Annotated in this window: 21 protein-coding genes and 1 riboswitch; of the genes, 7 read left to right on the top strand and 14 right to left on the bottom strand. The window is 66.2% G+C overall.

From position 1 onward, the window contains the following. Positions 1 to 66 precede the first annotated feature (66 nt). From RTN46_RS10650 to RTN46_RS10640, 3 genes are all read right to left on the bottom strand, one after another. Positions 67 to 726, bottom strand: a complete 660-nt coding sequence (locus RTN46_RS10650) for an ABC transporter permease subunit (RefSeq protein WP_312181213.1) — start codon at positions 724 to 726, stop codon at positions 67 to 69. A gap of 1 nt (position 727) precedes the next feature. After that, complete coding sequence (locus RTN46_RS10645; RefSeq protein ID WP_312181210.1) at positions 728 to 1756, bottom strand: methionine ABC transporter ATP-binding protein; 1029 nt, start codon at positions 1754 to 1756, stop codon at positions 728 to 730. A gap of 80 nt (positions 1757 to 1836) precedes the next feature. Beyond that, positions 1837 to 2718, bottom strand: coding sequence for a MetQ/NlpA family ABC transporter substrate-binding protein (locus RTN46_RS10640; RefSeq protein WP_312181208.1), 882 nt, complete (start codon positions 2716 to 2718; stop codon positions 1837 to 1839). Between the two features lie 80 nt (positions 2719 to 2798). Further along, positions 2799 to 2916: riboswitch (SAM riboswitch) on the bottom strand. 238 nt (positions 2917 to 3154) lie between these two features. Between RTN46_RS10640 and RTN46_RS10635 the strand changes: the two genes are divergently transcribed. Both RTN46_RS10635 and RTN46_RS10630 read left to right on the top strand, forming a co-directional pair. Then, entirely contained in the window at positions 3155 to 4069 is a 915-nt protein-coding gene (locus RTN46_RS10635; RefSeq protein WP_312181206.1) for a macrolide 2'-phosphotransferase, read from the top strand. A gap of 301 nt (positions 4070 to 4370) precedes the next feature. Continuing rightward, positions 4371 to 5249, top strand: a complete 879-nt coding sequence (locus tag RTN46_RS10630) for a pentapeptide repeat-containing protein (RefSeq protein ID WP_312181205.1) — start codon at positions 4371 to 4373, stop codon at positions 5247 to 5249. Positions 5250 to 5261: 12 nt separating this feature from the next. Here RTN46_RS10630 and RTN46_RS10625 read toward each other — a convergent pair whose 3' ends face one another. The 4 genes from RTN46_RS10625 to RTN46_RS10610 form a co-directional block, all read right to left on the bottom strand. Next, complete coding sequence (locus tag RTN46_RS10625) at positions 5262 to 6374, bottom strand: ABC transporter ATP-binding protein (protein ID WP_312181203.1); 1113 nt, start codon at positions 6372 to 6374, stop codon at positions 5262 to 5264. Then, positions 6371 to 7162, bottom strand: a complete 792-nt coding sequence (locus RTN46_RS10620) for an ABC transporter permease (protein WP_312181201.1) — start codon at positions 7160 to 7162, stop codon at positions 6371 to 6373. The genes RTN46_RS10625 and RTN46_RS10620 overlap by 4 nt, the downstream gene beginning before the upstream one ends. 78 nt (positions 7163 to 7240) lie before the next feature. Next, positions 7241 to 8026, bottom strand: a complete 786-nt coding sequence (modA, locus tag RTN46_RS10615) for a molybdate ABC transporter substrate-binding protein (protein WP_312181200.1) — start codon at positions 8024 to 8026, stop codon at positions 7241 to 7243. After that, the gene (locus tag RTN46_RS10610) at positions 8026 to 8436 is read right to left on the bottom strand and encodes a TOBE domain-containing protein (RefSeq protein ID WP_312181199.1); all 411 of its coding nucleotides are present in this window, start codon (positions 8434 to 8436) and stop codon (positions 8026 to 8028) included. Before RTN46_RS10610 ends, modA begins: the two co-directional genes overlap by 1 nt. Before the next feature lie 51 nt (positions 8437 to 8487). Here RTN46_RS10610 and RTN46_RS10605 point away from each other — a divergent pair, with 51 nt between their 5' ends. Further along, on the top strand, positions 8488 to 9285 hold the full coding sequence (locus tag RTN46_RS10605) for a putative protein N(5)-glutamine methyltransferase (RefSeq protein WP_312181198.1): 798 nt from the start codon (positions 8488 to 8490) through the stop codon (positions 9283 to 9285). Between the two features lie 55 nt (positions 9286 to 9340). Here RTN46_RS10605 and RTN46_RS10600 read toward each other — a convergent pair whose 3' ends face one another. Next, positions 9341 to 10696, bottom strand: coding sequence for a pyridoxal phosphate-dependent aminotransferase (locus tag RTN46_RS10600; protein ID WP_312181196.1), 1356 nt, complete (start codon positions 10694 to 10696; stop codon positions 9341 to 9343). 122 nt (positions 10697 to 10818) lie between these two features. On the opposite strand from RTN46_RS10600, the gene RTN46_RS10595 reads away from it, so the two are divergent. Continuing rightward, positions 10819 to 11433 carry a TetR family transcriptional regulator gene (locus RTN46_RS10595; RefSeq protein WP_312181195.1) on the top strand — a complete coding sequence of 205 codons (615 nt, stop codon included), beginning with the start codon at positions 10819 to 10821 and terminating at the stop codon, positions 11431 to 11433. Between the two features lie 14 nt (positions 11434 to 11447). Further along, on the top strand, positions 11448 to 13133 hold the full coding sequence (locus tag RTN46_RS10590) for an MDR family MFS transporter (RefSeq protein ID WP_312181193.1): 1686 nt from the start codon (positions 11448 to 11450) through the stop codon (positions 13131 to 13133). Between the two features lie 43 nt (positions 13134 to 13176). Here RTN46_RS10590 and RTN46_RS10585 read toward each other — a convergent pair whose 3' ends face one another. From RTN46_RS10585 to RTN46_RS10575, 3 genes are all read right to left on the bottom strand, one after another. After that, positions 13177 to 14637: a DUF3533 domain-containing protein gene (locus RTN46_RS10585; RefSeq protein WP_312181192.1), complete on the bottom strand. Its 1461-nt coding sequence runs from the start codon at positions 14635 to 14637 to the stop codon at positions 13177 to 13179. 130 nt (positions 14638 to 14767) lie between these two features. After that, entirely contained in the window at positions 14768 to 15280 is a 513-nt protein-coding gene (locus tag RTN46_RS10580) for a MarR family transcriptional regulator (RefSeq protein WP_312181191.1), read from the bottom strand. Positions 15281 to 15385: 105 nt separating this feature from the next. After that, positions 15386 to 16768, bottom strand: a complete 1383-nt coding sequence (locus RTN46_RS10575; RefSeq protein WP_312181190.1) for a DUF2254 domain-containing protein — start codon at positions 16766 to 16768, stop codon at positions 15386 to 15388. Positions 16769 to 16972: 204 nt separating this feature from the next. Between RTN46_RS10575 and RTN46_RS10570 the strand changes: the two genes are divergently transcribed. Together RTN46_RS10570 and RTN46_RS10565 are read left to right on the top strand one after the other, a co-directional pair. Continuing rightward, positions 16973 to 18883, top strand: a complete 1911-nt coding sequence (locus RTN46_RS10570; protein ID WP_312181188.1) for an ABC transporter ATP-binding protein — start codon at positions 16973 to 16975, stop codon at positions 18881 to 18883. An 86-nt stretch (positions 18884 to 18969) separates the two neighbouring features. Continuing rightward, complete coding sequence (locus tag RTN46_RS10565; RefSeq protein ID WP_312181187.1) at positions 18970 to 19257, top strand: hypothetical protein; 288 nt, start codon at positions 18970 to 18972, stop codon at positions 19255 to 19257. Positions 19258 to 19370: 113 nt separating this feature from the next. Here the strand turns inward: RTN46_RS10565 and RTN46_RS10560 are convergent, their stop codons facing one another. The 3 genes from RTN46_RS10560 to RTN46_RS10550 form a co-directional block, all read right to left on the bottom strand. After that, positions 19371 to 19850, bottom strand: coding sequence for a MarR family transcriptional regulator (locus RTN46_RS10560; protein ID WP_312181185.1), 480 nt, complete (start codon positions 19848 to 19850; stop codon positions 19371 to 19373). After that, positions 19847 to 21529 carry an MDR family MFS transporter gene (locus RTN46_RS10555; protein ID WP_312181183.1) on the bottom strand — a complete coding sequence of 561 codons (1683 nt, stop codon included), beginning with the start codon at positions 21527 to 21529 and terminating at the stop codon, positions 19847 to 19849. The genes RTN46_RS10560 and RTN46_RS10555 overlap by 4 nt, the downstream gene beginning before the upstream one ends. A 219-nt stretch (positions 21530 to 21748) precedes the next feature. Beyond that, on the bottom strand, positions 21749 to 22308 hold a 560-nt coding region (locus tag RTN46_RS10550; protein WP_312181181.1), incomplete at its 5' end, for an isocitrate/isopropylmalate family dehydrogenase.

The following is a 22308-nucleotide window of genomic DNA, read 5'->3' as shown; positions in this document are numbered from 1 at the left end:
CGCTTGGCTCCACCCCCGGATGCCGTGCGCTGTCCGGTGCCGGGAGAGGCACCCGGGCCTTGGCGGCTAACGGCGCAGCATCTTCCGGGCGGCCTGGTTACCCATAAACTGCACCAGCTGGACGAGCACAATAATGACGGCGACGGCTGCCCACGTCACCACTGGGTTGAACTGGCGGTAGCCGTACTGGATGGCGAAGGTCCCCAGCCCGCCGCCACCCACATATCCGGCCACCGCAGACATATCCACCAGCGCCACGAAGACGAAGGTGTAGCCCAGGATCAGCGGGCCCAGCGCCTCGGGAATCAGAATGGTCGCAATAATGCGGCGGCGCCCGGCACCCACGGACCGCGCCGCCTCGATGACCCCGGGCTGCACGGTAAGCAGATTCTGTTCCACGATCCGGCTGATGCCGAAGGCCGCTGCGAGGGACAACGTAAAGATGATCGCGTTGTTACCGATTCCGCTTCCCACCACGGTGCGGGCCAGCGGCTGAATGGCCGGCAGGAAAATAATGAACGGAATGGGCCGGAAAACGTTCACCAGCACGTTCAGGACGCTGAACACGGCCCGGTTATCCAGCAGCGCACCCCGGCGGGTGGTGTAGAGGCCCAGTCCGATCAGCAGCCCGCCAATTCCGCCGAACAGCAGGCTCAGGCCCACGATGTACAGCGTTTCACCGACTGCCGTCCACAGCTGCGGCGCCAGGGGAATCAGTTCTTCCATATCAGCTCAGCTCCGTTACTTTGATTCCGTGGCCCACGGACGCGAGTACGCCATCGATCACGTGGTCCGCCCCCTTGAGCGCCAGGGTGAGGTGGCCAAAGGCCCGCCCCGAAATGTCGTTGATGCCGCCGTAGACCAGTTCGAACCCCACACCGGCGCGGCCCAGTTCAAGGAAAACCTCGGCCTGTGAGGCATTTCCGTCCCGGAAGGACAGGGTGACAATCCGCCCTTCGTGCCGGGCTTTCAGGGAAGCCAGCTCATCCGGGGACGGGACGCCCCGAACCACGGTGGAGACGAACTTCTGCGAGGACGGCCGGCGCGGATTCGAGAAGACCTCGAAGACTTCGCCCTGTTCCACGATCCGTCCGCCGTCCATCACCGCCACCCGGGTGGCCAGATTCTGGATGACGTCCATCTCGTGGGTAATGACCACAATGGTGATGCCGAGTTCCCGGTTCACCCGGCGCAGCAGGGACAGCACCTCGTGGGTGGTTTCCGGGTCAAGGGCTGAGGTGGCTTCGTCGGCCAGCAGGATCTTGGGTGACGCGGCCAGCGCCCGGGCAATGCCGACCCGCTGTTTCTGCCCGCCGGAGAGCTGTTCGGGATAGCTCCCCGCCTTATCCGCCAGGCCGACGAAGTCGAGCAGTTCCTCCACGCGGGCAGCGATTTCCGTCTTGCTCCGCCCGGCAACCCGCAGCGGGTACGCGATGTTGCCCCGCACCGTCTTTGAGTTGAAGAGGTTGAACTGCTGGAAAATCATCCCAATGCCCAGCCGCAGCGACTTCAGCTTCCTTTCGGGAACCCCGGAGACCTGCTGCCCGTCCACTGTGATATTCCCCGAAGTACTGGTTTCAAGGGCATTGATGAGCCGGACCAGGGTGGACTTGCCGGCGCCGGAATAGCCGATGATGCCGAAAATCTCCCCCGCCTCGATCTCGAGGTTGATCTCCGTCAACGCGGCGACGGAGGATTCGCCCTTCCGGGCCGGCGGATAGGACTTGGAGACGTTCTGCAGGGAAATGAGGGCCATGAAGGTTCCTTATTTTGGAGACGGGTGTCCCGCCCGGCAGCTGCTGCCGCCGGCCGGGACCCTTCGGTGATGCGTCGGGGCTAGCCCAGGGCTTCGATGTCCTTCTGGACCTTGGCCAGCGAAGTCGACAGGTCCTCGACCGGAACTTTTAGGAACTCGGCGGTGTTGCCGGAGACCTCCTGCACACCGTCCTGGACCGACTGGGTGTTCTGGTAGATCTCCACCAGCTTCAGGTACGTCTCATTGTTTTCCTCGCCGGCCCGGGCCGCGAAAATGTTCACGTACGGGATAGCTGCGGGATCCGAGGGATCATCCTGGGCAATGGCGTCCTCGAACTTCAGCCCTGCGTCGCCCACGAAGTCGTTGTTGATGATGGCGGCGGCAACGTCAGGCAGCGACGTCGGTGTCAGCGACGCTTCCAGCGTGGTGACCTTGACCTTGGACTTGGCTTCCTCGATGTCATCGAGGGTGGAGAACGCGCTGCCGCCGCCGGCAAGGCTCACGAGGCCGGCGGACTGAAGTACCAGCAGACCGCGGGACAGGTTGCTCTCGTCGTTGGGGATGGCCACGGTGGCGCCGGCGGGGATATCTTCCACGGAATCGTACTGCGTGGAGTAGAGGCCCAGCGGATAGATGGCAGTGGAGCCGACAGGTATCAGGTCCTCGCCGCTGGCCACGTTGTAGCGGGCCAGGTACACGATGTGCTGGAACTGGTTCAGGTCCAGCTCTCCCTCGGTCAGCGCGGGGTTGGGAAGCGTGTACTCGCCAAAGTCCACAATTTCGACGTCGATCCCCTCCGCCTTGGCCGCCTCGGTGTAGGTGGCCCAGTACGGATCGCTGGCACCAACGACGCCGATTTTCACCGGGCCGCCCTCGTCCCCGGCAGCCGACCCGCAGGCGGCCATACCGAGGGCAAGGAGGGGTGCTACGGCAACTGCCAGGATTTTCCTGCTGAGTTTCATGGTTCGGTTCTTCTCCTGATGGGTTCGCGGCAAGGCGCGCGAAGAGTGGGGTGGCGCAGGCCGCTCTTAGGGCAGTGCCGGCGCCGTACTTGCCTTGCGGAGGGTCTCCGCCAAGGCCGAATCTTCACCTGGAGCACCCCGCTACGACGAGAGGGTTGCTGTCCAGCCGGCCAGGGCCGATGGCTGGAACTCTTGATTCCGGTCTCACGCTAGGGGCGGGTGCGGGGCCGCGCCAAAACCGGATGACACAGAGCGGCGCACGCCGTCGCGGGAAGACAAAGAGCGACATATAACGTCGCAGAAGGACACAGTGCGATGCCGGTGCTCGTGCCACCGGCCCAGTCAGAGCCTGTTGGGCCAACCCGCCGCGTCGGTAGGATTGTTCTTTCTGCCGGGTACGCACGGCGTGGCAGCTGAGAGTCCAAGGAGGAAGCGTATGGGCACGGTCGAGGATCTCGGCGCGGACGGCATCTGCGCCCTGGCGAAACGTTTCGGACTGGTCCTGGAGCCGGAAAGCGTCCGTTTCAACGAAGCAGGGCTGGACTACCGGGTTGCGTTCGCAACAGCCACAGGCACAGGCACAGGCACAGATGAGCAATGGGTACTGCGGGTCCCCCGTCGCCCGGACGTTGCGGCGAACCAGGACCAGGAACGGGCCATCCTCGATTTTGTCCGGCCCCGGCTGCCTGCGGCCGTCCCGGATTGGAGGATCCAGACCGAGGACCTGATCGCGTACCCGCTGCTGCCCGGGACCCCCGGACTGACCGTGGGGCCCGAGAACCAGACGAACTGGCATTTTGACCCGTCATCGCGGCCCTACCTTCAATCCCTGGCCAAGCTCATCGGATCCCTGCACAGCATGGACGCTGCCGCCGCAGCTGCAGCCGGCATCCCGGCCGAAACCCCGGAAACCGTCCGGCAAAACTGGGCGGACGGCCTCGGCACGGTTGAAGCAGAGTTCCGGATCGCCCCGGACCTGCTGGACGGATGGCGCCGGTGGCTCGACGACGATCACTTCTGGCCGGCGCGGACCGTCCTGACCCACGGTGAGCTATATCCAGCCCACCTGCTGCTCGATGACGAGGACCGCATCGTCTCGGTACTGGACTGGACCACGGCGAAAGTCAGCGACCCGGCGCTGGAATTCATGTACGTGCAGCTCATTTCCCCCGGCTCCCTCCAGGAGGTAGCGACCTGGTACCAGGAGGCAACCGGGCACTCCGAGCCTTATCTGGTGGAACGCTGCGCTGCCCTCATTGCTGCGGGTCCGTTGAACCATGCGCTCTATGCCTTGACCACGGGACTGCCCGAGCACCGTGACGCCGCGGCCGCACAGCTGAAGCCTGCCTAAAACAACACACTCGGCAGCACGATCGAACACAGCCGCCGGACCTGGCGCCGCACCTAACCTCTGCTGAGCCGCGCGTAACCTCTGTTGAACTGGTGGCCGGCCGCGGACGCCTTGGGTATCCTGCCAGCAGTGCAAACTTACTTATTTCCGTGATGCAGAGCGCTCTCTGCCAGCTTGATGCTCCCCTTCGGACCCGTGACGACTCCGTGGCGGGCGGTGATTTTGTGTGCCCGACGCCGGGACTCCTGCGGAGTCCCGAACACCCAGGCCCACACCCTCAAATCCTCCCGGAAGAACAGCTATGCCTGCCCACGAGCCCCAACCAGGACGTTTCCTGCCAATAACCCCACTGAATGACCGCAGTGCGCTGCGCCCGGATTGCGCCAGCTGCTATGCGTTGTGCTGCACGGCCTTCGGGTTCACGAAGTCCGCCGACTTTGCCGTTGACAAGGCTGCTGGAACCCCGTGCCGCAACCTGGCCACTGATTTCTCCTGCACTATCCACGAATCCCTGCGCCCGCGGGGATTCAGCGGCTGTACGGTTTTTGACTGCTTTGGTGCCGGGCAGACCGTTTCCCAGGGCTACTTCCCCGGCGAAAACTGGCACAGCCACCCTGAACGGGCACAGGAGATGTTCGGTGCCTTTGCCTCCGTGCGCCAGCTCCACGAAATGCTCTGGTACCTGGTGGAGGCCGGGTCCCGGACCTTTGACTTGGATACCGCCGGACGGGCGGCCGACCTCAGCACCATGATCAGGAGGACGATAGACCAGGGTCCAGCGGCCCTGCGGGCGCTGGACCTTCCCGCGCTCCACGAGGTAGTCCGGACACTGCTGATGGAGGTCAGTGAGGAGGTGCGTGCCGGCTATTTTGCCGACGAACCGGAAGGAACCGGGAAGGACCTGCTCCCCCAAGCTGACCTTATTGGACGCAATCTGCGATCCGTGCGCCTCTGCGGGGCAGATCTCCGCGGGGCCTATTTGATCGGTTCGGACCTCCGCGGAGCGGATCTCTCCGGAACTGACCTGCTGGGCGCGGACCTGCGCGGCGCACGGCTGGAGGGCGCAGACCTGTCCCGGGCCTTGTACCTAACGCAGCCTCAGGTCAACGCGGCCAGCGGCGACCCGGAGACTCTCCTGCCGCCGGATCTCAGCCGGCCCGGCCACTGGACAGGCGGCTGACACCATCCGCCGCTACGCCGGGTACAGGGCAACGGCTGCGGGATCCAGGGTGAAGAACACTTCCTGTCCCGGCAGCAGTGACAGGCATGCTGCTTCGGCCGGAGCGATATCCGCGGCGAGCTCTCCGGCCCGTACCCGGATCCTGTCGCCGTGCGGTTCCAGCTCGGTGACCGTCACCTTGAGCACGTTTCCGGTGCCGCCCTGGCCCGCTGTGCTGACGGAAGCGGACGCCGGACCTGACACCGCACCAGCCCCGGACGCGCTGTCAGGCTCTGCGAGGCTGACAGACACCGAGGACGGCGAAAAAGCGGCCAGCCATTTGGCGCCGTCCGGATGCGGTCCGGTGGGTCCGTCCGGGCATCCCTGAAGCTCGAACCCGGGGGCCATGAAGCAGTCCCCGCTGCGGGTTCCCGCCACCAGGTTCAGCCCGGCAAGGCTGGCAGTGAACCGGCTGCGGGGCCGCCGAAGAACCTGCGACGGCGGGCCTTCCTCAACGATCCGCCCGTCCTGCATGACCAGGACCCGGTCAGCCAGGGTCAGCGCGTCCAGGACGTCATGGGTGACGATCAGGGCACTGCGGTCCACCAGGACGCGGCTGAGCAGCCGCCGCAGCAGGGGGGCAGCATGTACGTCCAGCGCCGCCATCGGTTCGTCCAGCAGCAGCAGGGACGGTTCTGCGGCCAGCGCCCGCGCCAGGGCGACCCGCTGCGCCTGTCCGCCGGAAAGTTGGGCCGGCTTCCGCGCCGCAAACTCGGCGGCGTCGGTCTGCCCCAGCCAGTGCCGGGCGGCAGCCCTGGCTTGCCTCCGCGGCGTCCCGGAGCTGCGGGGCCCAAAGGCCACGTTCTCCTCGGCGCTGAGGTGCGGAAACAGCAGGGCTTCCTGGGCGAGGAGGGCTGTCCCCCTGAGGTGGGGCGGCAGCCGTTTTCCCTGTTCGACGTCGAAGAGCGTGGTGCCGCCAAGTTCGGCGCGCCCAGCCTGGGGATGGAGCAGCCCCGCGATCAGGGAGACCACTGTGGACTTCCCAGCCCCGTTAGGTCCCAGCAGGGCCACTGTTTCACCGGGAGCCACCTCGAACGCGACGTCGATTCCGCGTTCCGGTAATACGGCCCGCAAATCCAGCCTCATGCCCGCACCGCCCGCTCACTTGGAGCGGTACTGCGGTAGGACAAGCCAACGACGGTCACCGCGACCACCACCAGGACCAGGGAAAGTGCCACCGCGGCGTCGGCGTCGGTTTCCCGCTGCAGATAGATCTCCAGGGGCAGCGTCCGGGTGACACCCTCGAGGCTGCCGGCGAACGCGAGCGTGGCACCGAACTCACCAAGGCACCGGGCGAAGGAGAGCACAGCCCCGGAGGCCAGGCCCGGGAGCACCAGCGGCACGGTGACCCGCCGCAGCACCGTTCCGGGTCCGGCGCCAAGAGTTGCGGCCACGGCTTCGTAGCGGGTTCCCGCGGTCCGGAGCGCCCCTTCGAGGCTCAGCACCAGGAACGGCAGGGCAACAAAGGTCTGGGCGAGGATCACGGCGGCAGTGGAGAACGCTATCTGCACGCCCAGCACCTCCAGTGCTCCACCCAGCAGTCCCTGCCGGCCGAAGGTGTACAGCAGCGCAATGCCGCTGACCACAGGCGGAAGCACCAGCGGCAGCAGGACCAGGGCCCGCACCAGGCGTTTTCCCGGGAACCGCAGCCTGGCCAAGGCCAGGGCCAGGGGCACACCAAGCAGGATGCACAGCAACGTGCTGACTGTTGCTGTCCGCAGGCTCAGTGACAGCGCAGCCAGTGAGGACTCTGAGGTCACCAGCGGGATGAACTCCGCCCAGTCCACCTCGGCGGCAACTGCCACCAGCGGCAGGAGCAGGAATAAGGCCCCCACGCAGGCGGCAGCGGTGACCCAGCGTGGCAGCGCAATCACGCGCCTCCTCCTCTGGCCCCAGCGCCGACGGCGGATGCCGCCGGTTTGCGGCTGCTGACCGGTGAGGATGATGGCTCACTACGGCGCACCGAACCCTGCCTTCCGCAGGACTTCCTGGCCGGCGTCGCTGCGCACGAACCGGATGAACTCATCGGCCAGGTCCGCTTCCCCCGCCTGTGAAAGTCGAACGATCGGGTAGGTGTTGACTGCCTGGGCCGCCTCCGGGAAAGCCACTTCTTCCACCTTCCCGGCGGCAGCGCGGACATCGGTGACATAGACCAGCCCGGCATCCGCCTCCCCTGAGCTGACCTTGCCTAGGACTCCGGTCACGGAAGACTCTTCGCTTACCGGGCTGATTTCGGTTCCGGTGGCCGCTTCGATCCTTGCCGCGGCAGCGCCGCAGGGCACCTGCTCCGCGCACATCACCACCTGCATACCCGGATCCCCCAGGTCACGGAACCCGGTGATCCCGCCCGGATTGCCCGGAGGCACCGCGATGGTGAGGGTGTTGACGGCAAAGGGTGCGGGATCGCCGGCGGCAAGTCCCTCTGCCTCAACCTTGTCCATGTTGGCTGCGTCCGCGGATGCGAAGACGTCTGCCGGGGCGCCGGATTGAATCTGGCTGGCCAGGTCCGCTGAGCCGGCAAAATTCAAGCGCACCGCAGTGCCGGGATGTGCCCCCTCGAACTCGTCGGCCAGCTCCGTGAAGGGGCCGGACAGCGACGCGGCAGCGAAGACCATTAGCTCGTGTCCATCTTCTGGCGAAGAGGCTGAGGGCGACGCCGCGCAGGCGGGCAGCGCCAATGCGGCCAGGGCAAGCAGGAGGGCAGCCGTCCTTGCGGATCCGTGATTCCTGTGATGCATTACGCCTGTTTCTTTCCCGGAGGTATTTCGACGATGACGTTGGTTGCCTTGACGACGGCGGTGGCGGTGGACCCGGGTTCCAGTCCGAGCTCGCGGACGGCCTCGGCGCTCATCAGCGAGACCACACGGAAGGGTCCGCACTGCAATTCGACCTGCGCCATGACCTTGTCCATCACGATTTCCGTCACCAGGCCGACAAACCGGTTCCGCGCGGAACTGGCAACCACCGTGGGGTCCTCAGGCAGATGCGCCTGGCTCCGGGCCAGCTGGGCCAGTTCCAGGCTGTCAATTATCTGCCGCCCGCTGGCGTCCCGGCGGCCGGTCAATGTACCGTGCTCTATCCAGCGGCGGACGGTGTCATCGCTGACTCCCAGGAATCGCGCCGCTTCGGCAACTCTCAAGCTAGGCATGATTCGACAATATGCCGCAAATACGTTTGTTTCCAGAGGATCGAGAAATATATGCGGACATTTGCCGGAGACGAGGCCTTGCCGGACGCGGTCTCCCGGCTGCGGCAGGCCGGGTGTGTTTTCCCCGAGGAGGAAGCGCAGCTGCTGGTTGACGCTGTGGCGTCGGCCAGGGAGCTCGACTCCCTGCTCGCCCGGCGGGTAGCCGGCGAGCCGCTTGAGTATGTCCTGGGCTGGGCTCAGTTCGGCGGATTACGTGTTGGCGTGGCCCGGGGCGTTTTTATCCCGAGGAGGCGTTCCGAGTTTCTGGCCGCTGCCGCCATTGACGCCGCCCTGGACATTGATGGACCGGTGGTGCTGGAGCTGTGCTGCGGCGCGGGGGCGGTCAGCGCCGCTGTCGCGGCCGCGGTTCCGACGGTGCGGCTGCACGCTGCCGATCTGCTGCCCGCTGCCGTGGACTGCGCGCGGAAAAATCTCGGCGGCCGGGCCACCGTCTATCGAGGCGACTTGTTCGCTCCCTTGCCGGACGCCCTTCACGGCCGGATCGACGTCGTGGTCGCGAACGCACCTTACGTTCCCACGGACCGCTTGGAGCTAATGCCGCGTGAGGCCAGGCAGTATGAACCGGCGGAAGCGCTCGACGGCGGCCCGGACGGCCTGGCGGTACTGGGCCGGATTGCCGCGGACGCACCGCGCTGGCTGCGGCCGGGCGGGTCACTGTTCGTGGAATGCAGTGAGGGACAGGTCCCGGACCTGGCCGCAGCCTTTACCACTGCCGGCCTGCCTCCCACGGTGTTGCGCGACGCGGAGGCAGACGCCACGGTGCTTCGAGGAACAATGCCCCGCCGGTGACTGGTTTCCGCTTGCCGGGGCAGGGCCGGCGTTCACCCTGACCTTCAGGCACTCGTCAGGCGCGGGCGGATTCTGCGGTTACGGGTTCGGGAAGACTACTGGCGGCTTCCTGCGGTTGAACCCCGGTGCCGTTCAGTTCACCCACAGTGCCGTTCAGTTCGCCCACAGTACCGTTCAGTTCACCCTCAGTACCGGGGCGGCGCCGGTGCCCGGCCAGGAACTGTGCGATGCGGTTGACTGCGTCGCGGATGTCCTCCTCGGCGGGCAGAATCACGAAGCGGAAGTGGTCCGGCTCCGGCCAGTGGAAGGCCGTTCCCTGTGACACCAGGATCTTCTGTTCCTGAAGCAGATCCAGCACAAACTGCTCGTCGTCGTCGAACGGATAGAGCTCCCGGTCCAGTTTCGGGAACAGGTACATGGCGCCGGCCGCCGGTACACAGGAGACACCCGGCAGCTCGTTCAGCAGCCGGCAGGCCAAATCGCGCTGTTCGCGGAGCCGTCCGCCGGGTTTGATCAGGTCTTCAATGCTCTGGTAGCCACCAAGGGAAGTCTGGATCGCGTGCTGGGCGGGGACATTCGGGCAGAGCCGCAGGGAGGCCAGCAGCGACAGCGATTCCCGGTAGGCCGCAGTGGCGGCCCGGTTGCCGGTGACCGCCACCCAGCCGGCCCGGTAGCCGGGCATCCGGTAGGCCTTGGACAGACCGGAGAAGGTGAGGACTGGCAGGTCCCCGGCCACGGAAGCGGTGTGGATGTGCACGGCGTCTTCGTAGAGGATTTTTTCGTAGATCTCGTCGGAGAAAAGCACCAGGTCATGGCGGCGGGCCAGGTCGACGAACGCTTCGAGGATGTGGCGCGGATAGACGGCACCGGTGGGGTTGTTCGGATTGATGATGACAATGGCGCGGGTACGGTCGGTGATCTTGGCTTCGACGTCCGCCATGTCCGGCCACCAGTTGTTGTCCTCGTCGCACGCGTAGTGCACGGCCTTTCCGCCGGAGAGCATTACCGATGCCGTCCACAGCGGGTAGTCCGGGGCAGGGATCAGCACCTGGTCACCCTGCTCCAGGAACGCCTGCAGCGTCATCGAAATGAGTTCGCTGACTCCATTGCCGATGAAGATGTCCTCGACGCCAATCTGCATGAGGCCCTTGGTCTGGTAATACTGCGAGATCGCCGTGCGGGCGGAGAAGATCCCCTTGGAGTCGCTGTAGCCCTGCGCCCCGCGCAGGTGATGGATCATGTCCACCACGATCGATTCCGGCGCGTCAAGCCCGAACGGGGCAGGGTCACCCAGGTTCATCCGCAGGATGCGCTGACCGGCCGCCTCCATCTGCTTCGCGACGTTCTGGACGGGTCCGCGGAGGTCATATCGGACATCTTGCAACCGGCTGGAGTTTTGCATGGGACGCATCATCAGATTTTCCCACCGGCCGGCCCTCCGGCCAAAACGGGCCCCTCCATGACGGGCGGACGCCACACCGCGAACCATTCGGTGCATTTGTGCATAACTTGCACCAGTGCAAGAATGGCGGCATGTCAGCTGATACCTCCCTGCGCGGACGCCAACGCACCGAGACCCGCGCCGCCATCCACGAAGCGGCGGCCCAAACGGCCCTCGCGGAAGGGCTGGCTGCTGCCACGGCAGACGTGATCGCCGCCAGCGCCGGCGTTTCCCGGCGCACGTTCTTCAATTACTTCCCCAGTAAGGAAGACGCTGTCCTGGGTCTTCGCGATCCAGTGGTCCCGGACGAGGCTGCCGAGAAGTTCCACCAGGCGCGTGGCCCCCTTGTGGAGGAAGCAGCACACTTGATGGCTTCGATCCTCCGCTCCGCGCTTCCTGAGGGGCAGGGCCTGCGGTCCATGCACCAGGTGGCCCGGCGCTTCCCGGAACTACGGGGCCGGCTCAAGAACCATTTGGCAGCGGCGCAGACCCTGGCCCAGCCACTCATCCTCGAACGGGTGGCCGGCTCCCCCGCAGGCAACGGACCCGTCCCGCTCGAAGAGGCTGCGTCGGTGGCGACCGCGTTGGCCGGCATGATCGTCCACCACGCCTATACCTCCGACTTCGACGCCGCCATCGCGGGCCGCCCCCTGGCCCTCGACCGCTCCGCCGAAGCCTTCCGTTTCATCACCAGTACCTCTTTGTGAGAGAGAAGAATCTATTGAATAAACCCGTAAGCCCCGCCAAGGAAGCAGATGCTCCGCAAAAAGGCTCCCTAATCCTCCTGTTCGGTTCCCTGATGCTCGTGATGCTGCTGGCATCCCTGAGCCAGATGGTCTTTTCCAGCGCCCTCCCGACCATCGTCGGTGAGCTGAACGGCGTCGAACACATGATGTGGGTTATCACCGCCTACATGCTTGCCTCCACCGTCACCATGCCGATCTACGGCAAGGTCAGCGACGTCGTCGGCCGCAAGCCCATCCTGCTCTTCGCAGTTGCAGTCTTTGTGACCGGTTCCGTGATCGGCGGCCTGGCCCAGGACATGACGACGCTCATCGTGGCGCGCACCGTGCAGGGCCTCGGCGGCGGCGGCCTGATCGTCCTCTCCCAGGCTGCGATTGCCGACGTCGTTCCGGCGCGTGAACGCGGCCGATACATGGGCATTATGGGAGCGGTTTTCGCCGTGTCCTCAGTCGCCGGCCCGCTGCTCGGCGGCTGGTTCACTGAAGGTCCGGGCTGGCGCTGGGGCCTCTGGATGAACCTGCCACTGGGCCTGATCGCCTTCATCGCCGTGTCCATCCTGCTGCACCTGCCGAAGAAGCCTGCCAAGGACCGCGGCCGCGTGGATTACCCGGGCATGGCCCTGCTGGTCGCAGCAACCACCGCACTGATCCTCATGACCACCTGGGGCGGCTCGACCTACGAGTGGATCTCCCCGCAGGTCATCGGCCTGGCTGCCGTGCTGATCGTGGCCGCACTGCTCTTCGTCTGGGTGGAGCACCGCGCCGCCGAACCGATCATGCCCCTGCACATGTTCAGTGACCGCAACTTCAACCTGGCCACCGGCGCCTCCCTCCTGATCTCGCTGGCGATGTTCGGTGCCATGGGGTACCTGCCCACCTACTTCCAGATGGCAGAAGGAGCTTCCGCCTCCGAAGCCGGTCTGCTGATGATCCCGCTGATGGGCACCATGCTCATCACTTCCATCATCAGCGGCAATATCGTCACCCGCACCGGCCGGTACAAGATCCTGCCGATCCTCGGCGCACTGGTCCTCGCCGCCGGGCTGGCACTGCTCTCCACTGTGTCGCTTGAATCGCCGCTGCCGCTCATCTGCACCTACCTCGGCGTTATGGGCATCGGCCTGGGCATGAGCATGCAGATCCTGACCCTGATCGTGCAGAACTCCTTCCCGCACCGGATGGTCGGAACAGCCACCTCATCCAACAGCTACTTCCGCCAGGTGGGCAGCAGCCTCGGGTCCGCCGTCGTCGGATCGGTCTTCGCCGGCAGCCTCGCCACCCTGCTGGCCGAACGGCTGCCTTCCGGCACCGGCGCTCCGGGCGGGTCAACCTCACTGACCCCGGAACTGGTGTCCTCGCTTCCGGACGCGATCCGGGAGCCCGTCGTTTCCTCCTACAACGACGCACTGATCCCGGTTTACGCCTGGCTGGTGCCGCTGGCCGTCGCCGCCGCGGTGATGCTCTGCTTCATCAAGGAAAACGCGCTGGCCACCCGGATCGAGCAGGAAGTTCCGGCCAAGTCCGCCGCCGACGGCGAGCTGCCGGCCCCGGCAGCGGAGCGCGAGCTGGCAGGATCCCACGCGGAGCCCGCAGCGGATTCTGAAATCGGCCACGGTGAAGAAGGCCGGAAGCCGGCCGCCAAGTCCGGTGCCCACCGGGCCTGACCGCACTGACTGCTGCTGGATAAAGCCGCGGCCCGGATCTGGCTCAGGTTCGGGCCGCAGCCTTCTCCACGTCAGCTGCTGCCGAGCGGACACCCCGGGTGCGGTCATAGAGCAGGGCGAAGACCAGGGCTGCCACCACACTGATGAGGATGATGATGCCCATGCCGATCAGCCCGGCCTGCAGGCCGGCACTGGCCTCGGCGTCGTAGTACAGGATCGCTTTGTTCGCGATCGTCATCTGGTAAAGCGGCTCGCCACGGGCGATAAACACGAAAAACCCGGGCAGTGTCTGCAGCGGCAGCACACCGGTGGCTGCCGGAAGCCCCATAAAGACCACGTAGATCAGGGAAAGGATCATTCCGGCACTGCCGAAGATTCCGACCAGCGCAAAGGCGACGGCGGCGACGGTGACGATTGACAGCCAGCTGCTGAAGAAGAACCAGCCGCCGTGTGGAATGGGCATACCGACCGCATGGGCGGTCCACATCATCAGCCCGGCCGTCGGCAGGGCTGCGATGGACGCGGTCCCCCACTTAACCAGGAACGTGGTCCAGCGGCCCGGAAGCAGCCGCGGCCCCAGGACATACCGCGTTCCAAGCTCAACGGGCAGCACTCCGGACCGGGAGTCGAGGAGGAAATGCAGGGTAACGGACCCGCTGAGGCCCACAACCATCAGAAGCACTGAGTAGAAGAACGCACTCATGCCCAACGCCGCGCCGTCCGGCGGTTTTTGGAATTCCGACTGGGTGATCTGGACCGGATCGCGCAGCAGCGCCATGGACGTACCGTCGATTGTGGGGGCGAGTGCGCCCTGCGCTTCGGCGGGCACCCCCAGCTGGGCCAGTTCCTGGCCCTGCGCTTCCGCTGCGGCCTGCTGGGCCTGGCTGGCCGAATCCTGCAGCTGGTCACCCAGGCTGGTGCTGGCCTGGGTGAGGGCCGGTTTCACGGCCCCGGCAGCCAGTTCGCTCGCCAGCGGGCTGGCCAGCGGATTCGTGTAGAGGCTGATCTGCGGCCGGCTGGCCTCCGCATCCGTAAGGCTTGCCGTCACGAGCCCGGCGGCGGAGGCGGAAAAGTCCGGCTCGACCACCACTGCGGCGAAGACCCGGCCTGCGCGAAGCTGGGACTGGGCGTCCTCCCAGCTGAGCGGTTGCAGGTCAATCTGGTCCGTCTTGCCGAAGTTCTCCACCATGGTGTCGGTGATGGCCTGCCCGAAGTTCTCCTGCCCGGTGGGGGTCTGTGTGCCCTGGTCCCGGTTCACGACGGCGACCGGCAGCTGCTTCAGATGATCTGCGGGATTGCCCAGTCCGCCGAGATACAGAGCGGTGCCGGAACCACCAAGCAGGAGCAGGACAAAGAGTGGAAGCAGCCAGCTGCGGGGCGACAGATAGGCCCTGAGCCGGCTGCCACTGTACTGGGGTGTGCGGGGCTCCTGGGCTCCTGGGCTTGACCCCGCGCTGCGTGGGGAACCGGATTCGTGTGACGAGCCTGATTTGTGTGAGGGCATGGGAACCACCTCCCGGATTGCCGTCCGCTTCCGGCGCGTACCCGCGGTGGGGAAGCCGTATTCCCATCGACGCTACGCCGGAAACCGCCGTCCCGGACAGGTCCAGGCCCAGGGCGGGGCCGGCGGCTGCCTATTCTCTGCGCGGCCTTCCACCTCGCAGGTGTTCGCCGTCCGGCCTGCCGCCGCGGTGGGGTCCTCCCCACGGCGGAGCGCCTTCGGCCAGCTGGGCCAGGATCCGTTCGAGCGTGGCCCGGTCCTCCGCAGAAAGAGCCGCGAAGTACTCGTCCGCTTCGCGGGCCCTGTCTTTCCGGACCCCGGCGCGCATTGCGGCGCCTTCGCCGGTCAGCGAAATGAGGGTGGCCCGCCGGTCAGAGGGGTCGGGAGTGCGTTCCACCAGGCCTTGGACTTCCAGCTGGTCCACGACTTCCGTGGCAGACCGTGGGGCGATCCGCAGGAGTTCCGACAGGTCCTTGAGCCGGATGCCGCCGTCGTCCGCATTGCGGGCCACCGCGTTGAGCGCGCGGTACTGGTGCGGCGTCAGGCCGAACGGTGCAAGCTGCCTTAGCCAGCGGCTCCGCAGGCCGCGGAAGGCAGCGTGCATCAGTTCACCGAGCGCGGCGGAATCAGCTTCAGGGTGGGGCATGCCCTCATTCTAGCCAGGACCCAGCCACACTGTGAGGTAACCCCCGCATTGAGGGAACGACCGCCGCCGGAGACGACGAGCCCCGGCCGACGCCTGCCCTGGCTCCTAGACCGAGCGGGTCTCCCCGGCCCGGTCGGCGAAGGCCGCCTGGACATCGCCCTCCAGCGCTTCGCCGACGCGCCGGGCCATATCGCGGATTTCCTGCTCGTCCGCGTCCACCAGGTCATCCCCCATGGTCTTCAGGACAAGGTCCGTCTGCCGCCGAAGCTCGGAGCGCTGCTCCTCATTAACGGCATTGGCGGCACAATCACGCAGCAGGCGGAGCACAGCGGTAAGGACAATTGGCTCGGAGTCGGCGAACCGGCGGACGGGCCCGCAGACCAGGTCGAGGAAATACCGGTAATCCCGGCCCCGGGTTACCAGCCGCAGCACCCCGGCGGAATCGTAGTGACCTTCCGGCCCCAGCCTGCGGCCCTGGATGTCCACCAGCAGGTCGGCGCAGCATCCCAGGGCGTGGGCGGCTGTGATGGGATCGTTGATGCTCGGCGAGGTTGCCTTGACGGCGATGTCCGTGAGCTGGCGCAGCCCGAGTGCGGCATCCTGCTCCGGAGCACGCTCATAGCCAATTTCCAGGGCCTCAGCCAGGCACTGCCGGAGGACGCCGGCCTGAACACTGCCGCCGTCGTCGTGCCAGACCCTGCCCAGCGGCGTGCCCGCCGTGATGTGGTCTCCCGGCTGCACCTCCAGCTGCAGGACCAGCCGGTGTTTTTCAAGTACTTTCATCAGCGGCTGCCGGTAGAGTGCCTGCACGATCCCGCTGCGCCTGGCCAGAACCGGCGTGCCGCCGGGCGGCTCAGGGAAGGCCAGGACCTCGCCGTGGTCCGAAGCAGGGTAGGTCTCCTCCATTGCGGTGAGGCAGGCCTGATGGACGGAGAGCATCATGGTGTCCACGCGCAGGGACCGGGTGATGTGCCCGATGAACAGCAGCAGGACGGCACCGCAGCCGATTCCCAGCACGTAAACGAGCCCCACCACCAATACCGGGACCGGGCGTTCCGGATCCATCCCGCGCAGGCCCGTGATGCTTACCACGAACGTTGCCAGCAGAATCGCCAGGACGGCCTGGGTCAGCGGATCACGGGCAAATTCGCGCAGGAGCCTGGGCGAAAACTGCTGGGATGCCAGCTGCAGGGCGACGACGGTGAGTGAGAAGGTCACGGTGGCCGCGGTCATAACACTGGTGGCAACCGCTTGCAGCAGTGTGGAAGCAGCCTCCACTCCCGCCGGCCACAGCCAGCCGGCCCACCCTGCCCCGGCGTCTGGCCGCACGGGCAGGAGGACCAGCGTCAGCACCAGCGCACACAGGCAGGCACACACGGGCCAAAACCACAGCGATGCCCGCAGTGACTCCCCGTTTATGCGGACACGCGGGCGCCGGTTTGTTCCGTCGTCTCCGGCAGCGCTGCGGATGACGGACGGATCCCGCATGTTTCCAGGCACAGCCATCCCTTGCATCCCCTCATTGGCAACCCTGTAAAAACCTGGTTCCATTGTGCCCGGGCACCGGTCGGCGGCCCAATCAGCCGCAGCAGTTCCAGTGAACGCCTACAGGCAACCACATAATGAGGTAACCTCTACATATCTGTCCTAGCAGCCATCGCTGCGGGGACCGGTATAGGCAAGGAGGAACCTATGGCTGCTGCCCATAACAGCACGCGTGAGCGACCCGGCGCCGGCCTGCCGGACGGACCAGGAGCCGTGCCCGGTGGGAGTCCCGGCGGAGGTGGAGGAGGCGGCGGACGCGGCCCTGCGCGGCTGAACCCTGCGGATAAGAAGCAGCTGTCCCGCCACCCGGTGAGCCTGCGCCGCATCGCAGCCCTGTTCGCACCGCACACGCGGACCATCGCCGTCGTTGTCCTCCTGATCAGCCTCTCCTCAGTGATCAACCTGGCGCAGCCGTTCCTGGTCCGCGGCGTGATCGACGACGCCCTTCCCCACGGCAACATCAACCTCCTGCTGATCCTGACCGCCTCCATGGTCGGGGTCGCCGCGCTCACCTCAGCGATCGGCGTCGTGCAGACCTGGATGGCCACCGCCATGGGCCAGCGGGTGATGCACACCCTCCGCGTGCAGCTCTTCACCCACCTGCAGGCGCAGTCCCTTGGCTTCTTCACCCGCACCCGGGGCGGCGAGGTGCAGTCCCGCCTTACACACGACATCTCCGGCATGCAGTCAGTGGTGACCACGACGGCGACCGGCGTGGCCTCCAACCTCACCACCACGATCGCCACGGCCGTTGCCATGGCGGCGCTCTCCCCCGGCCTAAGCCTGATTTCCCTGGTGGTCCTGCCGCCGGCGATCTGGCTCTCCCGCAAGGTCGCGAAGCTCCGCCGGACCGTGACGGACGAGCGGCAGCGTGAACTCGCCGCCCTGCACACCCAGGTCGAGGAGGGACTCTCCGTCTCCGGTGTCCGGCTGGCCAAGACCCTTGGCACCATTCCCCGCGATGCCGAAAAATTCACCGCGCGCTCGGAGAAACTGGTGGGCCTGGAGCTGCGCAGCCAGTTGGCCGGCCGCTGGCGGATGGCCACCATGCAGGTGGTGTTCGCCGCCATCCCGGCCGTTATCTACCTGGCCGCGGGCTTCCCCGCGACCGGCGGCGGCATGACGATCGGCACGCTGGTGGCCTTCACCGGCCTGCAGGCCACCATTTTCCGCCCGGTTATGGGCCTGCTGAACATCGGTGTCCAGTGGGTCACGGCCATGGCCTTTTTCAGCCGGATCTTCGAGTACCTCGATCTGGAGCCACAGGTAAAGCAGCCCGCCAACCCGACTGCCCTGGACGTGTCCACGGTGCGTGGAGAGGTCCGGTTCGAGGACGTGGACTTTGGCTACGACGCCGGCAGCCAGGTCCTTCACGGTATCTGCCTGACGCTTCCCGCCGGCTCCACCACCGCGGTGGTGGGCTCCACCGGGTCCGGCAAAAGCACTCTCGCCTCGCTGGTGCCCCGGCTGAACGACCCGGTCAGCGGCCGGGTCACCATCGACGGAATTGACGTGAAGGACCTAGCCGCGCAGGACCTCTCACGGGTCGTCGGCGTCGTCTCCCAGGAGACCTACCTGATCCACGCCTCCGTGCGGGAGAACCTCCTGCTGGCCGCGCCTGGGGCAACGGATACGCAGCTCTGGCAGGCGCTGGCGGCAGCCCGGATCGCCGACACCATCGGGGCCCTGCCTGAGGGGCTGGACACGCTGGTCGGCGCGCGCGGGCACAGGTTTTCCGGTGGCGAACAGCAGCGCCTCGCCATTGCGCGGACCATCCTGCGCAATCCGCCCGTCCTGGTACTGGATGAAGCCACCTCGGCCCTGGACAACACCACCGAGGCCCAGGTGCAGCTGGCCTTGGAGCAGCTCGCCGCGGGCCGGACCACCCTGACCATCGCACACCGGCTCTCCACGGTGGAGAACGCTGATCAGGTGATCGTTCTGGAGGCGGGGCGCATCGTGGAGCGCGGAACACCGGCTCAGCTGCGGACCGCGGACGGACCGTTTGCCCGGCTCGCTGCACGGACCACATCTGCGCTGGACGCCAGCGCCCGTTAGCTGTGTGGATCGGTACCGCCCTGCAGGTTCCCGACTTCCCTTAACACACCGTTAGGGATTGCGGATGGTTCTGGCAGGATGGACGCATGAACACCTCCCGCGCCGACACTGTGGCCGAAGACGGCTTTTTTCCGTGGCCGCGTGAAATCCCCGCCGAATGGATCCGTCGGGCACACCCGGCCATCCTGATGGTTTCCGCTCTTGTGCTCTACCATCAGTTCGCGCCCCTGCCGGCCAGTCCCATGGGCTACGTCAGTGAGCTGTTTATTCTGAGCACGGCGTTTTCGATGCTCTCGGCGCGCGGCCGCCGGCGCAGCGCACAGGCCAAGGGCCCGACAGCACCCCAGGCCGGCCCGCAGCGTCCAGCGGAATAAGGCCTACAGGCACATTTACGGCAGAAGAAAAGCAGCCGGCCCCGGAAGGGGGCCGGCTGCTTTTTTAGCCAGGGTATGACACGGCCGATCTCACGGTCGGTACACCTGCGCGCCTACGCCAACAACGGTTCGGCAATCGCCGTCGGCACCAGGCTGCGCCTGCCCAGCCGGGACAGATACCCGGCGAACTCGTGGAGCTCGTCAACCGACCAGGAGCCCAGTACCTCAGGGTCCAGCATGATCCCGGTCTGGACGGCCGTCACCTTCTCATCAGCGGCCGGCATCAGCACCAGCAGCCGGGCACGGCCATCCTGCGGATCCGGCTGCACCTCGATCAGGCCCAGGACTTCGAGCTGGCGCGACTGCCGGCTGATGACGCTCTTGTCTACCATCAGCAGCTCCGCAACTGCCCCCGGATGCAGCGGACCAACCCGCTTGAGCAGCTGAAGCACTTTCAGGCCGAAGACGGACAGGCACGGATCGATGCCCTTGGCGGCCTCGCGCATGGTCGCGCGGACCACCTCGGTGAGGTGCCGCAGGTTTACCTCAACCTCGCGCAGCGCCTCCACCCGGGACATCTGGTGCGCCGTCACTTTGCCTGGTGCTCCCCGTCCGCCGGACCGGCCGGTGTGATCGGGTCGACCATGGCTACGGCGCCGGTGGCCGTGGCTGCCATGGCCAGCTCGCCCGGGGCGTTTTCTTCATCGCGGCGTGTTTCCTGTGAAGCTGCTGCCGATGCAGCGGCTGTGCCCGCGGCTTCCTTCCGCTGGACGGCATTCTGCCGTCCGAGCTTGGCGTTTGGCAGGAAGATCACGCCAAGGAGCGTAATGAGGGCCAGCGGCACGCTGTAGAGGAACACGGATCCAACGCCCACTCCGTAGGCGCTTTCAACGAGGGCCGCGATGGCGTCCGGGAGCTCGGAGACCCTGGGGATGGTTCCGCTGCCCAGGGCTGCGGCTGCTGCCGCCTGATCGGCTGGAGCCAGGGCGCCGATGCCGTCCTTGACCTCGGATGCCACGATGGTACCCAGCACAGAACCGAGGACGGAGACGCCTACGGTGCCGCCGAGGCTGCGGAAGAAGGTAACCGCACTGGTGGCGACGCCGAGGTTCTTGATCTCGATGGAGTTCTGGACGACCAGCACCAGGTTCTGCATCAGCATGCCCAGGCCGGCGCCGAGGATGGCCATGTAGATGCCTACCAGCACCAGGTTGGTTTCGTAGGTCAGGGTGCTCAGCAGAACGGTTCCGATAACGGCGAGGACGGCACCGGAGACCATGATGGCCTTCCATTTGCCGGTGCGGCTGATGACCATGCCGAAGAAGGTCGAGGAGATCAGCAGGCCGGCCATCATCGGAATGGTCAGCAGGCCAGACTCGGTCGGGGTGGCGCCGCGGGCCAACTGCATGTACTGGGCCAGGAAGACGGAGGTGCCGAACATGGACACACCCACGGAGATGCTGGCCACGACGGCGAGCGTAAAGGTGCGGTTCTTGAACATGGACAGCGGAATGATGGGCTCCGGGGACTTGAACTCCACCAGCACGGCGGCGATCAGCAGCACGGCGGAACCGGCAACCATCAGGAACGAGGCCAGCGAGGCCCATTCGAACTGGTTTCCTGCCAGCGTGACCCAGATCATCAGCATTGACACGCCGCCGGCGATCAGGACCGCGCCCAGGTAGTCGATGTGGACCTTGCGCTTGGGGTGCTTGGGCAGGTGCAGGGTGAGCTGCAGCAGGGTGATGGCGGCAATCGCCACCGGCAGGGCAATGAAGAAGTTCCAGCGCCACCCGAATGCATCGGTTACGACGCCGCCGAGCAGCGGTCCGCCAACGGTGCCGACGGCCATCACGGCTCCGAACAGGCCGGCGTACTTGCCGCGGTCACGCGGGCTGATGATGTCCGCCATGATGATCTGGCTCAGCGCGGCCATACCGCCGGCGCCGAGGCCCTGCAGTACGCGGAAGATAATGAGCGTGTTGGTGTCCTGCGAGAACCCGGCCAGCGCCGAGCCGAGCACAAAGACGCCGAGAGCAAGCTGGATGAGCAGCTTGCGGTTGAACAGATCAGCAAACTTGCCCCACAGCGGCGTCGACACGGTGGTTGCAAGCAGCGTGCCCGTTACCACCCAGGTGTACGCGGACTGGTTGCCGTCGAGGTCCGAGATGATCAGCGGCAGCGAGGTGGAAACCACGGTGCCGGCGAGGATCGAGACGAACATGCCCAGGAGCAGCCCCGAGAGGGCTTCCAGGACCTGACGGTGGGTCATGCTGCCGTCAGGCGAGGCGGTGCGTTTGGGCGCTTTGGCCTTAGAAAGTTTCTCCGGCGCGGTTTTGGGGGGACGTGCGGGGGGCATCTGGCTCCTGCTGGTAGTTGATTTAGGTCAACTATATAAGTAATTGCCTTAGACAACTACTTTTCGTGGCGAAGCACACAGTGATTTTCCAAATCGCCCCAAGGGAGCACCGGGGCCGCGCGCCGTCCACCCCTATCCGCTCGCGACGCCGGCAGCATCCTGGAGGGCGGCGACCACAGCGTCGGTGACCGCCTGCGTTCCGGCGGTACCGCCGACGTCGGGCGTCCGGACCCCCGCTGCCGTGACCACCTCAATTGCGGCCTCCAGCCGGCGTGCTTCTTCCGGCAGGCCCAGGTGGTCCAGCATCAGCGCCGCACTGGCGATCGCGCCGATGGGGTTGCTGAGCCCCCGCCCGGCAATGTCCGGGGCCGAGCCGTGGACGGGCTCAAACATGGATGGAAAACGGCGTTCCGGATTCAGGTTGGCGCTGGCCGCCAGTCCCAGGCTGCCGGCAAGCGCCGATCCGAGGTCGGAAAGTATGTCGGCGAACAGGTTTGAGGCCACAACGACGGAGAGCTGCTCGGGGTGCAGTACGAACTTGGCACTCATGGCGTCCACGAGCACGCTTTCGGTCTGGACGTCCGGGTAGTCGGCGGCCACGCGGCGGAACACCTCGTCCCACAGGACCATGCCGTACTGCTGGGCGTTGGACTTCGTGACTGAGGAGACTTTCGGCACCGCCCGGGTGCGCG

Origin of the sequence: Arthrobacter sp. (genome assembly GCF_031988865.1) — a bacterium.
Lineage (GTDB): Bacteria > Actinomycetota > Actinomycetes > Actinomycetales > Micrococcaceae > Arthrobacter_B.
The sequence above is the reverse complement of the archived record's forward strand: the minus strand, read 5'-3'. Positions and strand labels throughout refer to the sequence as shown.